The sequence below is a fragment of the Floccifex porci genome, assembly GCF_009696175.1.
Taxonomy (GTDB): Bacteria; Bacillota_I; Bacilli_A; order Erysipelotrichales; family Erysipelotrichaceae; genus Floccifex; species Floccifex porci.
On the sequence record NZ_VUMM01000012.1, the window covers coordinates 39,623 to 53,058 of the forward strand.

Genomic DNA, 13,436 nt, shown 5'->3' on the forward strand with positions numbered 1-13,436 from the left:
TTATGAAAGCACTGGCAAGTGATTTTGATGGAACTTTATATGTAAATGGAAAAATTGATTCAAAAGATGTAGAAGCAATCAACCAGTTTCAGAAAGATAATCTTTTTGGAATCTGTACCGGCCGTCCTATTAAACATATGCTTTATTTTTTAAACGATCATTTTAAAAGTGATTTTTATATCACATCAACAGGATCTTATATATTAGATAAAGAATTAAATGTACTGTATGAAAGTGAAATCCCTTATAAAATTGCCTGTGAACTGATAAAACAATTTAATGAACTGCATCCTATGTATCTTCATGTAGGGGGTGAGGATATATATGTGATTCATGAAGAAATTGAAGAATTACATTCACCTCAGATTATAGTGGATTATGACACAATTCCCCAAAGACATATTTTAAATATTTCAACACGTGCAAATTGCATCGAGGAAGCTATTCAGATTCAGAATGAAATAAAAAAACGTTTTGGTCAGTGGATAGATGTATATCGAAATGATATTTATGTAGATATTGTGAATAAAGGAGTATCAAAAGGAAAAGCGTGTCAATGGATCAAAAACCATTATAATATAGATACTTTATATGGAATCGGAGATAACTATAATGACATTCCTATGTTTGAATCGTGTGATTATTCCTTTTCTTTTACTTATTCACCAGAAGATGTACAAAACCAGTCTACATATGTGGTAGACAGTATAAATCAGGCAATACAGAACTGTCAGACAAATGATTGATTCATTTGTCTTTTTTTTGTGGGTAATTCACTTATCATTCGTTTAAAGTTGCGTTATACTATGTATTACTTATAAAGATTTAAAGTCAGGAGGACGGATATGACAAAAATAGATATTTTTTCTGGTTTTTTAGGAGCTGGAAAAACAACTTTGATTAAGAAATGTTTAAAAGAAGCTTTTCAGGATGAACAGATTGTATTGATTGAAAATGAATTTGGAGAGATTGGAATCGATGGTGGATTTTTACAGGAAGCAGGTGTACAGATTCGTGAAATGAATTCAGGATGTATCTGCTGTTCTCTGGTTGGAGATTTTTCCAGTGCTTTGACAAAAGTAGTGGAAGATTATCATCCCGATCGTATTTTGATTGAACCATCAGGTGTAGGAAAATTATCCGATATTATTGGAGCCATTGAAAGAATTAAAGAAGATGTACAGCTTCAAATGAATAGCTTTGTCTGTGTAGCGGATGCCAAAAAAGTAAAAATGTATTCAAAGAATTTTGGAGAATTTTACAATAACCAGATTGAATCAGCAAATGTGATTGTATTATCACGTACACAAGATGTCAGTGAAGAAAAATTAAAGGAAGTTATTCATATTTTAAGAACGTTAAACGATCATGCTTCAATCATTACAACGGACTGGGATAAGATTTCAGGAAAAGAAATTCTGGATGTAATGGAATCCAGAGAAAGTTTAGATCAGCTAATGATGGAAGAAAAGAAAGTACTAGAATCTATTCATCATAATGAAGAATGTGAATGTGGACATCATCACCACCATGATGAAGAATGTGAATGTGGACATCATCATCACCATGATGAAGAATGCGGATGTGGACATCATCATCACCATGATGAAGAATGCGGATGTGGACATCATCATCACCATGATGAAGAATGTGAATGTGGACATCACCACCACCATGAAGAAGAATGCGGATGTGGACATCATCACCATGATGAAGAATGTGAATGTGGACATCACCACCACCATCATGATGAAGAAGGTGAATGTGGCCATCATCACCATCATGATGCCGATGAAGTCTTTACCAGCTGGGGAAGTGAAACCATTCATAAATACAGCAAGGAACAGTTGAATTCGATATTAAATACACTTTCACAGAGTGAAGAATATGGTGTAATCTTACGATGTAAAGGAATTGTGGCTTCCAGTGAAGAAGAGTGGTTCTATTTTGATATGGTTCCACAGGAAAGTGAAATTCGAAAAGGGAATCCACAATATACAGGACGTATCTGTGTCATTGGTTCAAATTTAAATGAAGAAAAACTGGCTTCTTTATTTGAAATTTAGGTGATATTATGACAGTTCCAGTTTATTTATTTACCGGATTTTTAGAAAGTGGAAAGACCACTTTAATTAAAGACACATTATCTTCTCCTGATTTTACGGAAAATGAAAAATCTTTACTGATTTGTTGTGAAGAAGGAATGGAAGAATATTCAAAAGAAGAATTGAAAAAATGGAAAACTGATATTGTTTATGTGGATTCTTTTGAAGATATTACTTATGAATGGTTCATACAATTAAATAAACAGTATAAACCCGATCGCATATTGATAGAATTTAATGGTACATGGGATACCAAACCATTTATGGATACTGAAATGCCGATTGGCTGGATTACTGTGCAGATTGTATCCTGTGTGGATGCATCGACTTTTGAAATGTATGCACAAAATATGAAACAGATGATTTTCAATCAGCTGGTTTATTCGGATCTGATTATTTTTAATCGATGTTCCGATGCGACCAATAAACGCTTTATCCGTAATAATGTAAAAGCCATCAATAAAAATGCTCAGATTATTTATGAATCTTTAGATGGAACCGTTACAGATCAGCTGGCACCTGAAGAATTGCCATTTGATCTGAATGCGGATGTGATTGAAGTATTAGATGATGATTATGGTCTATTTTATATGGATGCATTGGACAATCCAGATAAATATAAAAACAAAACGGTACAGATCAAAGGAATTGCCATCAGTGCCGTACAAGGGGATAAAAAGGCAATGGTTATGGGACGATATGCGATGGTATGCTGTGCCGATGATCTGTCTTTATGTGGAATACTGGTACGGAATGTAGATCGTTCTTCATTTAATCAGAATGACTGGGTGCTTTTAAAAGGAGTGATCCATGTATTGTATAATTCGGAATACAATCGTAATTTTATAGTTATTGATGCTTTGGAGGTTTCTAAAGTGGATGCATTGTCAGATCCGTATGTTTATTTCAGCTAAGAGTTTTTCTTAGCTTTTTTTTTAGTATAATAAAGGTAATGGAGATGAAAATTATGAATGTAACATTAATTGGAATTGCAGGGGGATCTGGATCAGGAAAATCAACTTTTTCAAATCGATTAAAATCCTATTTTAAAGATCAGATATCAATTGTTTACCATGATAATTATTATAAGAAACAGATTGATACAACTTTTGAAGAAAGAGTGAAAGTGAATTACGATCATCCATCATCTTTAGAAACAGATTTACTGATTCAGCATTTAAAATTATTAAAACAGGGGAAAACCATTGAATGTCCGGTTTATGATTTCAGTAATCATAATCGAAGTGAAGAAACTATATGCATTGAAAGTAAACCGGTTATTCTGGTAGAAGGAATTCTATTATTTGAAAATGAGGAATTGAGAAATTTATTTGATATTAAAATTTATGTGGATTCCGATGCGGATGAAAGAATTTTAAGACGTATTTTAAGAGATGTTGAACAAAGAGGCAGAGATTTAAATGGAGTCATTACACAATATTTAAATACAGTGAAGCCTATGCATGCTTTATACGTAGAGCCAACAAGACAAATGGCGGATTTAGTGATCAATAGTGGATTTAATGATGTGGCGTTTGATTTAATTTGTAATCAAATTAAAAAAATATTAAAAGAATCCAGATAAGTATAGTAAAATAATACATATAGAAAAGAGGAAAGAGAATGGCAGAGCAATATGCGATCGAGATGCTCAATATCACAAAGCGATTTCCTGGAATCATTGCGAATGATAATATAACTTTGCAGCTGAAAAAAGGAGAAATACATGCCTTGTTAGGAGAAAATGGGGCTGGGAAATCCACTTTAATGAGTGTATTATTTGGGCTTTATCAGGCCGAAGAAGGAATCATAAAAAAAGATGGTGTACAGGTGGATATTAAAGATCCGAACGATGCCAATGCCTTAGGAATTGGTATGGTGCATCAGCATTTTAAACTTGTGGATTGCTTCTCTGTTCTTGATAACATTATTTTAGGTGTAGAACCAACAAAAAATGGTTTTTTACAGAAGAAAGAAGCACGTAAGAAAATTGTAGATTTATCCAATCGATATGGATTGATGGTAGATCCAGATGCGATTGTGGAAGACATTACTGTAGGTATGCAGCAGCGTACAGAAATCTTAAAAATGTTATATCGTGACAGTGAAATTCTGATTTTTGATGAACCAACAGCGGTATTGACACCACAGGAAATTCATGAATTGATGAAAATTATGAAGAATCTGGCAAAAGAAGGAAAATCAATTTTGTTTATTTCTCATAAATTACAGGAAATCATGGAAGTTTCCGATCGATGTACGGTTTTAAGAAAAGGGAAGTATGTAGGTACAGTCAATACAAATGAAACTACAATGGAACAGCTGTCGGCAATGATGGTTGGAAGAAATGTAAATTTCCATGTTGAAAAAGAAGAAAAAGAGGCTGGAGAAGTCATTCTGGAAGTAAAAGATATTTCAGTGGCTTCGAAAACAAAAGGAAAAGATGCTGTTAATCATGTTTCCTTTAATGTACGTGCAGGAGAAATTGTATGTATTGCAGGAATTGATGGAAATGGACAGACGGAACTGGTTTATGGAATTACAGGATTGGAACCTTTATCCAATGGGTCTTTGATTTATAAAGGAGAAGACATCACAAAACAGTCTATCCGATATCGAAGCGTTCATGGAATGAGTCATATCCCAGAAGACCGTCATAAACATGGCTTGGTCCTGGATTATTCTCTGGAATACAATTTAGTTTTACAGAGATATTTTGAATCGCAGTTTACGACAAAATATGGTTTCTTGAAACGTAAGGAAATTCGTGAATATTCCGATGGTCTGATTGAAGAACACGATATTCGTTCAGGACAGGGATCGATTACCGTTGCCCGGTCTATGTCAGGAGGAAATCAGCAAAAGGCAATCATTGCTCGTGAAATTGATCGAGATCCAGATTTACTGATTGCGGTACAGCCAACACGTGGAGTGGATGTAGGAGCCATTGAGGCCATTCATAAACAGCTGATTGAACAAAGAGACCAGGGAAAAGCAGTGTTGCTTGTTTCTCTGGAACTGGATGAAGTAATGGATGTTCCAGATCGTATCTTAGTGATGTTTGAAGGTGAAATTGTAGGAGAACTGGATCCGAAGAAGACAACACAGGAAGAATTGGGTCTGTATATGGCTGGAGCGAAAAAAGATGAGGTGAAGAGTGTATGAAATCAAAGAAGAACTGGTTAAGAAATGATTCTGTACAGGCTTTGCTTTGTTCACTGATCTGTGTTTGTATTGGAATTATTATAGGATATCTTGTGCTGCTGGCTATTGATCCTTCAGGGGCTGGACAGGCTATTACTGCCATTTTGAAAAACTGGATGAATTCCAGTATGGCAAATTTACGTTTAAAAAATTTAGGTTCAACTTTAGTGAATACAGCTCCTTTATTATTATGTTCTTTATCGGTACTGTTTGCCTATAAAGTTGGTTTATTTAACATCGGGGCTTCGGGACAGTATTGTGCAGGAATGACGGTTGCCTTATATGCAGCTTTAGCCTGGCATATGAACTGGGTTATCTGTATGATCCTTGCGATTTTGGCAGGAGCTGTAGTAGGAGCTATATCAGGGGCTTTAAAAGCATATCGAAATGTAAGTGAAGTTATTTCAGGGATTATGTTAAACTGGATCATTTTATATATTGCCAACATGGTATTGTCTAATGTAAAAGAATCCACTTCGACATATACTTTAAAAATGGCACAGAATGCGCCACAGGCGATATTGCCAACATTGGGAATTGATAAATTATTTAATAATTTTCAATATGCGACTATCGCAATACCTTTAGCAATCATCGTTGCGATCCTGATTTGGATTTTACTGGAAAAAACAAAATTAGGATATGAATTAAAAGCGACTGGATTGAATAAAAACGCAGCCAAATATGCAGGAATGAAAGAAAATCAGAATATCATTCTGACAATGGCTATTTCTGGAGCCTTGGCTGGACTGGCTGCTGCCTGTTTATATTTAACAGGAATTACACAGTGGTCTACTGGAACAACCAGTGTTCCGGGTATGGGATTCAATGGAATTGCAGCTGCGTTCTTAGGTGGATTAAGTCCGATTGGATCAATTATTTCATCTTATTTTATTCAGCATATTACATTAGGTGGAACATCAATCAATTTATCCGTTTATCCATCTCAGGTTGCCGATCTGATGTCTGCTATTATTATTTATCTATGTGGATTTGTCGCATTCTTTAAACTGATGTTGAATAAATGGCTGGACAAAAGAGAATCGAAAGGAGGTAAATAAAGTATGACAACGTTTGTATTATTGCTTCAATATACTTTAATTTTTGCCTCTGTATTGACCCTGGTCGCATTGGGTGGATGTTATTCAGAACATTCTGGTGTTATTAATATTGGTTTAGAAGGAATCATGGTTATGGGAGCTTTAGGTGGGGCTATGGTCATGCGCTTTGCACCTTTCACTGGATTTACATTGGTTATTGCCAGTATGTTAGGAGCCATGATTTCAGGAATGATCTATTCCATTTTACTGGCTTTCTCAGCAGTTAATTTGCAGGCTGACCAGACCATTATTGGTACCGCGATGAATATGTTAGGACTGGCTTTGGCGACTGTAATTGTAAAAGCGGTCAATATGGCAGAAAACACAAGCAATGTTTCCAGTACGATGGTTTATGTCGAACAGAAAAAGAGCTTTATCATTCGTTTTGGACATTTTGAATTCAACTGGTTTATGCTGATTGCACTTATTATTCTTGTTATTGCCTTTATTGTATTGTATAAAACCAGATTTGGACTTCGTCTACAGTCTTGTGGGGAACATCCACAGGCTGCTGCTTCAGTGGGAATTGATGTTTATAAAATGCGCTGGTCTGGAGTTCTGATTTCCGGTGCTTTAGGAGGACTGGGAGGATTGGTTTATATCCTGGCTGGTGTATCTGAATGGAAATTTGAAAATGGAGTGGCTGGATTTGGATTCCTGGCAATGGCAGTAATGATCTTTGGACAATATAAACCACTACGAATTGGGGTTTCTGCTGTATTGTTTGGATTGTTTAGAGCATTAGGATCGGTTTATACAGGATTCCCATTACTAGTGGCTTTACATCTTCCTTCAACCGTATATAATATGCTTCCATATATTGTATGTCTGATCATTTTGACCTTTACTTCTAAAAATTCAAGGGCTCCAAAAGCCGATGGTATACCATACGATAAATCAAGTCGATAAAGAGAATCTGAAAGGATTCTCTTTCTTCTATTTAAATTTAAAAGAAATGTAAAGACATTACAAAAATAATTAAAGAAATATATTGACATATTTAAAATAAAAGAATAACATATAATCGAATAAGAAATGTACGTACATTACAAAAATATTTAAGAGACATCAGGAGGAATATAAAATGAGATTGGAAAAAATTGCAGATGTAAAAAATGGGCAAATTTTAACACGAATTTGCGATAAAGGTTTGAAGGATGGAACTCGTATTAAAGTCATTACTCCAAAATCAATAAATAATGGATTTATTTATCATAAAGATTTAGGAGAAAACATTTTGAAAGAAGGAATGGATTGTTCGAAATTAATGTATACGGAAAAAGGAGATATTGTAATAAAGTTATCAACACCATATGATTCAGCAATTATTAGAGAGAAAGATGAAGGTCTGGTTGTTCCATCTTTTTGTGCATTAATTCGATGTAATGAAAAGATAAATAGAAATTATGTTCTTGCGATATTAAATAACAAAAAGACAATTGAAAAATTAATCAATGAAATAAGTGGATTAGGAATGAGAATTATAAAGATTGGATCTATCAAAAATATAGATATTCCAGATATAGAAACACAAAAACAAGAAACCATAGGTAATTTGTATATAGAATCATTAATAGAAATTGAACTGGTAAGAAATTTTCTGGAGAACCAGAAAAATTTGATAGAAGGATTCATTGAGCAGGAATTAAAGGAGGAATAAGAATATGGAAAGAGAAAAAATTGAACAGATTAGAGCTTTTATTAAAATCATTCCTGAAAACTTAGATTTTGTGAATATCACTTTATTGTTAGAAAATTTAGATCAAATTGATAAAAATCATGAATTTTTTAATCCATTATTTGAATTGAAAACACTATCTTTGGTTTATGATGTGAGTGTAGCAAAGGAAGATTTAATACGTTATACGGATTTAACATTAGGAAAAGAAATAGCAGATTATTTTGAATCTAATTTGCGTATTGTATCGGAAAAGGTTATCCAAAGAGTGATAAAAGAAGTATATAATGATGGAAATCTGTTAATAAAAAATATAGATGATTATAGTGATCTATGTAAACTTGTAGCAGAGTACGAAAGACCAAAAGCAGAAAGTGGGACACCTAAAAGTTTGAATCTACTGATGTCTCATTTACTGGATTTAAAAGAGAATGAATCAATATATGATTGTGCATCAGGAAATGGATCATCATTGCTATATGCTATAAAGAAAACAAATAATGTTTATTCACAAGAAATAAATTATGAATCTTATATACGCCAGATTTTAATTTTCAAATTGTTAGATTTTAAAAATGTAACTATAGTAAACGAAAATACATTAACAAATCCTATTTTTATCAATGAAAGTGTCGATAAAATCATATGTAACCCTCCATTTGTACAAAGAATTATGGATAATATGGAAATCAATGATTGTATAACATCGATTTCAGGTGAACAGTATAAGACAAATAGAGAAGCGGACATATATTTTTATAATTTGATTTCAAAAATTGTAAAAAAGAAGGCTGTTTTTGTAGCTCCTTCAGGCTTATCTTTTAAACAAACAAAAATAGCTGTGGCATATAAGAAATGGTTAGTTGATAATAAATATCTAGATACAGTTGTTCAATTGCCAAGTGGTTTATTTGGACCTAACACAAATGTATCTACTGTGTTGTTTGTTATTAATAAAGAAAAGATCAACGAAGATGTATATATGATTGATATTTCTGAAAGTGACTTTATAAATAAAGAGAGAGTATTTACGGAAATAAAAGAGGATAAGATGAATGAGCTGGTATCAATGATACAGAATAAAAAAGAAGTAAATGGATTATCGGTTTGTGTTTCTTCGAAAACGATTGAAGAGGCAGAGTGGGATTTGATTCCTAAAAGATTTATACCGTTTGAGGAATTATCGGAAAATAAAGATTTAGATTGTTTATTAGATGAGAGAAAAAGGATTCTGGATCAATTAAAAATACAAATTGATAAAGTAAATGAATGCCTGGTGAAAGTACAAAGTTTAAAATAAAGTGATAAAATAATGATTAAAGGAGATAGCGAAATATGGCAAATAAAAGTGATGCAAATTTAGGCTTTGAGAAACAAATATGGGATGCGGCTTGTGTATTGTGGGGACATATACCAGCTGCTGATTATAGAAAAGTAATAGTGGGCTTAATATTTTTGAAATATATTTCAACAGCATTTGAAAAAAGATATCAGGAGTTAGTTGAAGAAGGGGACGGATTCGAAGATGATATTGATGCATATACAATGGAAAATATTTTCTTTGTTCCAGAAAAAGCGCGGTGGGAATATATAGCTCAAAATGCGCATAAACCAGAAATTGGAATAATTATAGATGATGCGATGAGAGCAATTGAAGAACAAAATGGTTCTTTAAAAAATGTTTTACCTAAAAATTATGCAAATCCTGATTTAAATAAAAATGTTTTAGGGGATGTTGTGGATATTTTTACAAATATGGATATGAGTGATGCGAATGAAAGTAAAGATTTATTGGGTAGAACTTATGAATATTGTATTCAACAATTTGCAGCAAAAGAAGGGCAATCAGGTGGTGAGTTCTATACTCCAAAAAGTATTGTTAAAACATTGGTAGAAGTGTTAAGACCGTTTGATAATTGTCGAGTATATGATCCATGTTGTGGATCGGGTGGAATGTTTGTTCAAAGTGCGAAATTCATTGAAGCACATAGTGGAAATAGAGGACACATATCTGTATATGGACAAGAGGCACAAGCTGATACATGGAAAATGGCAAAAATGAACATGGCAATTCGAGGAATTGAAGCAAATTTTGGACCCTATCATGCAGATACTTTTTCAGAAGATTTATTTCCTCATTTAAAAGTGGATTTTATTTTAGCCAATCCTCCATTCAATTATCATCCATGGGGACAAGAAAAACTAACAGATGATATAAGATGGAAATTTGGTTTGCCTCCAGCAAGTAATGCCAACTTTGCATGGATTCAACATATGATTCATCATTTGGCTCCTAATGGAAAGATTGGACTTGTTTTAGCGAATGGAGCTTTATCAAGCCAGACAGGTGGAGAAGGTCAGATTCGACAAAAGATAATAGAAGCAGATTTAGTTGAAGCAATTGTTGCGATGCCAACTCAATTATTCTATTCAGTGACAATTCCGGTAACATTGTGGTTTATTTCAAAAAACAAAAAACAAAAAGGAAAGACTGTTTTCATAGATGCCAGAAAAATGGGAAACTTGGTTGATCGAAAACATAGAGATTTATCTGATGAAGAAATTAAACGTATTGCAGATACGGTGGAACAGTATCAAAATGGTACATTAGAAGATGTAAAAGGTTTTTGTGCTGTAAAAGATATTGCTGAAATAGAAAAACAGGATTTTATTCTTACACCAGGAAGATATGTGGGAATAGAAGATGTAGAAGATGATGGAGAACCATTTGAAGAAAAGATGGCAAGATTAACAAGCGAATTGTCTGATATGTTTGCAAAGTCCCACGAATTAGAGGACGAAATCCGTAAGAAACTGGGGGCGATTGGGTATGAAATATAGACGATATGCGCTCAGTGAACTTGTTTCAATTAAATATGGTAAAAATCAGAAGAAAGTGTTATCTGTGGACGGCACGATTCCTATTTATGGTACAGGTGGTTTAATGGGATATGCAACAGAAGCATTATATTCTCAGCCATCAGTTTTAATCGGAAGAAAAGGCAGTATTGGAAAAGTTAAATATGTTGATCATCCGTTTTGGACAGTTGATACATTGTTTTACACTGTTGTGAATCGTGACATTGTAATTCCTAAGTATTTGTATTATATTATGTCTCAAATTGATCTTAATACATATAATGAAGGAACAACAATTCCAAGTTTAAGAACAGAAACACTCAATAGGTTAGAATTTGATATACCATCAATTGATCGACAAAAAGAGATACTGTCATACTTAGAGCCTATTGATGAGAAAATTGTGCTGAATTCTGCTATAAATAATAATTTAGTGGCTTAAAGATCAATGTCCGAAACATCAAGCTCACCGGACATCAACTTTGGCAAAAGAGTATCACGTAAAAGGGCTAATGATATATTTTGCTTTTCATTAGCAAAAATTGTTTCATGCAAAGGCGTGCATATATTTATAAAAGACCTAATTTCCTGAGTTGATGGTTCATTGACAGGAATAGCATTTAATATTGCCTGTGTCATCAGTGGCTGACCTGTACCAATGTGTCGTGAAGGCAGTGAAGCATTCCTTAACAAATAATAAATAAACAATGGGGAATCTTCATTCTTACTTTTAGCCTGTATTGCATTATCACTTGTCCAACACTTTTCAGGACAAAGAAAAGTATTTCCGCAGTATGCTCCAACTCTGCCGATAATGACGCAATTCTCTGCATTTGATTGATTGGTATATGCTAAGACTCCATTACCACCATATACGGGGATATTCCCGATTGTTTCAGGCCGCTTCTTTCCATTTGAAAACTCGATTAAATTTTGGAAAGAAGAGGATGCCGAGGCTGAAAATATATCTGGAAACATTTTCAGAAAAATTGCCTGAGCTTGCTGCTCTAAATTATTGTTTATATTAATAACTTCTACCAGTGGCAGAAGTTAATCAAAAGAGAAGCCACTGAAAAGTAATTCTCTCTATATTATAGGAGGATTACATGAAAGAAAAATTAATTATTAGTATTATGCAAGGTATGTTAAGTTCCTTGGATAACAAACAATTAGATATGTTAAGAGATGTTTTAACAACATCTCTTGATAAATATGATGTTGTTGAGAATAATTCTCACGCAAGTAGTGATTTAACTAATTCTGATATTTTGAATGCGTTTATAAATGCTAAAAGAATAGAAGGTTGTTCTGAAAAGTCTTTAAACTATTACGAAGTGACAATCAACAAAATGTTATTAAATATTAATAAAGAGTTGTTACATATAACAACAGATGATCTTAGAGAATATTTAATGACATACCAGAATGAGAAGAAACTAAGCAAAGTTACAGTAGATAATGTTCGTAGAATCTTATCTAGTTTCTTTTCTTGGCTTGAAACTGAAGATTATATTATTAAAAGTCCTATTAGAAGAATACATAAAATTAAAACGAGTAAAACCGTTAAGGAAACTTATACTGATGAAGATCTCGAAAAGATGCGTGATAGTTGTAAAGAATTAAGAAATCTTGCAATTATTGATTTATTGGCTTCAACAGGTATGCGTGTAGGTGAAATGGTATTACTTAATAGGAATGATATAGATTTTAATGAGCGAGAGTGCATTGTTTTAGGTAAAGGTGATAAAGAACGTATAGTATATTTTGACGCACAATCAAAATTACATTTAAAACATTATCTAGACTCAAGAAATGATAACAATGAAGCATTATTTGTAAGCTTAAGAGAACCACATAATCGTTTAAGTATTGGTGGTGTAGAAGTAATGCTTCGTAATATTGGACATGAACTTAATATACATAAAGTTCATCCTCATAAGTTTAGAAGAACATTAGCTACTATGGCTATAGATAAAGGAATGCCTATAGAGCAGTTACAACATCTATTAGGACATCAAAAAATAGATACTACCTTGCAATATGCAATGGTAAAACAAAGTAATGTTAAAATAGCACATAAAAAGTATATAAGTTAGGGGGAGAAGATTATGGCAATTTGGAAAGAATGTACATTAAGTGAGATAGGAAAAATAGTTGGAGGTGCGACACCATCCACAAAGAAAGAAGAAAATTATGGTGGGGACATCCCATGGATTACACCTAAAGATTTATCAAATTTTTCTGGTAGATATATCTCAAGAGGAGAAAGAAATATAACAGAAAAAGGACTTAAGAGTGATATAATCCCACTGAAGTAGACACACGAAATAATTAAAATTATCCCATTGATGTGAAACTACAAATGATATGTACCCAATATTCTGGACATACGTTAATTTGAATTGAGTTTAACACATGGATGTTTCTCTGTATACAACAGGAGGCATCCATTTTGTTTTGGATTGAATTCTTTTGTTGTTATAGTAATAG

The 13,436-nt window shown here is 33.2% G+C and carries 14 protein-coding genes; 13 read left to right on the forward strand and 1 reads right to left on the reverse strand.

Going from position 1 to position 13,436, the window contains the following annotated elements; translation table 11 throughout:
- Positions 1–2: 2 nt before the first annotated feature.
- The 11 genes from FYJ50_RS06795 to FYJ50_RS06845 all read left to right on the forward strand — a co-directional run bounded on the left by FYJ50_RS06795 (position 3) and on the right by FYJ50_RS06845 (position 11,388).
- Positions 3–746 (forward strand): HAD-IIB family hydrolase, encoded by a 744-nt coding sequence (locus FYJ50_RS06795; RefSeq protein ID WP_154460408.1) that lies wholly within the window; start codon positions 3–5, stop codon positions 744–746.
- 99 nt (positions 747–845) lie between these two features.
- The gene (locus tag FYJ50_RS06800) at positions 846–2,066 is read left to right on the forward strand and encodes a CobW family GTP-binding protein (RefSeq protein WP_154460410.1); all 1,221 of its coding nucleotides are present in this window, start codon (positions 846–848) and stop codon (positions 2,064–2,066) included.
- A gap of 8 nt (positions 2,067–2,074) precedes the next feature.
- Complete coding sequence (locus FYJ50_RS06805; protein WP_154460412.1) at positions 2,075–3,019, forward strand: TIGR03943 family putative permease subunit; 945 nt, start codon at positions 2,075–2,077, stop codon at positions 3,017–3,019.
- A 53-nt stretch (positions 3,020–3,072) separates the two neighbouring features.
- Complete coding sequence (gene udk / locus FYJ50_RS06810; protein ID WP_154460414.1) at positions 3,073–3,690, forward strand: uridine kinase; 618 nt, start codon at positions 3,073–3,075, stop codon at positions 3,688–3,690.
- Between the two features lie 38 nt (positions 3,691–3,728).
- Complete coding sequence (locus FYJ50_RS06815) at positions 3,729–5,270, forward strand: ABC transporter ATP-binding protein (protein ID WP_154460416.1); 1,542 nt, start codon at positions 3,729–3,731, stop codon at positions 5,268–5,270.
- A complete protein-coding gene (locus tag FYJ50_RS06820; RefSeq protein WP_154460418.1) occupies positions 5,267–6,370 on the forward strand; it encodes an ABC transporter permease in 1,104 nt (367 codons plus the stop codon). Before FYJ50_RS06815 ends, FYJ50_RS06820 begins: the two co-directional genes overlap by 4 nt.
- A 3-nt stretch (positions 6,371–6,373) precedes the next feature.
- Positions 6,374–7,318, forward strand: coding sequence for an ABC transporter permease (locus FYJ50_RS06825; protein WP_154460420.1), 945 nt, complete (start codon positions 6,374–6,376; stop codon positions 7,316–7,318).
- Positions 7,319–7,493: 175 nt separating this feature from the next.
- Positions 7,494–8,069: a restriction endonuclease subunit S gene (locus FYJ50_RS06830; RefSeq protein WP_154460422.1), complete on the forward strand. Its 576-nt coding sequence runs from the start codon at positions 7,494–7,496 to the stop codon at positions 8,067–8,069.
- Positions 8,070–8,073: 4 nt separating this feature from the next.
- A complete protein-coding gene (locus FYJ50_RS06835; protein ID WP_154460424.1) occupies positions 8,074–9,387 on the forward strand; it encodes an HsdM family class I SAM-dependent methyltransferase in 1,314 nt (437 codons plus the stop codon).
- 35 nt (positions 9,388–9,422) lie between these two features.
- Positions 9,423–10,928, forward strand: a complete 1,506-nt coding sequence (locus tag FYJ50_RS06840) for a type I restriction-modification system subunit M (protein ID WP_154460426.1) — start codon at positions 9,423–9,425, stop codon at positions 10,926–10,928.
- Entirely contained in the window at positions 10,918–11,388 is a 471-nt protein-coding gene (locus FYJ50_RS06845; protein ID WP_154460428.1) for a restriction endonuclease subunit S, read from the forward strand. The genes FYJ50_RS06840 and FYJ50_RS06845 overlap by 11 nt, the downstream gene beginning before the upstream one ends.
- Here the strand turns inward: FYJ50_RS06845 and FYJ50_RS06850 are convergent.
- Positions 11,385–11,924, reverse strand: a complete 540-nt coding sequence (locus tag FYJ50_RS06850) for a restriction endonuclease subunit S (protein WP_109216102.1) — start codon at positions 11,922–11,924, stop codon at positions 11,385–11,387. The genes FYJ50_RS06845 and FYJ50_RS06850 overlap by 4 nt on opposite strands.
- Positions 11,925–12,052: 128 nt before the next feature.
- Here FYJ50_RS06850 and xerA point away from each other — a divergent pair, with 128 nt between their 5' ends.
- Positions 12,053–13,042 (forward strand): site-specific tyrosine recombinase/integron integrase, encoded by a 990-nt coding sequence (gene xerA / locus FYJ50_RS06855; protein WP_154460430.1) that lies wholly within the window; start codon positions 12,053–12,055, stop codon positions 13,040–13,042.
- 12 nt (positions 13,043–13,054) lie between these two features.
- Positions 13,055–13,264: a restriction endonuclease subunit S gene (locus FYJ50_RS06860; protein ID WP_154460432.1), complete on the forward strand. Its 210-nt coding sequence runs from the start codon at positions 13,055–13,057 to the stop codon at positions 13,262–13,264.
- The last annotated feature ends 172 nt before the right edge of the window (positions 13,265–13,436 follow it).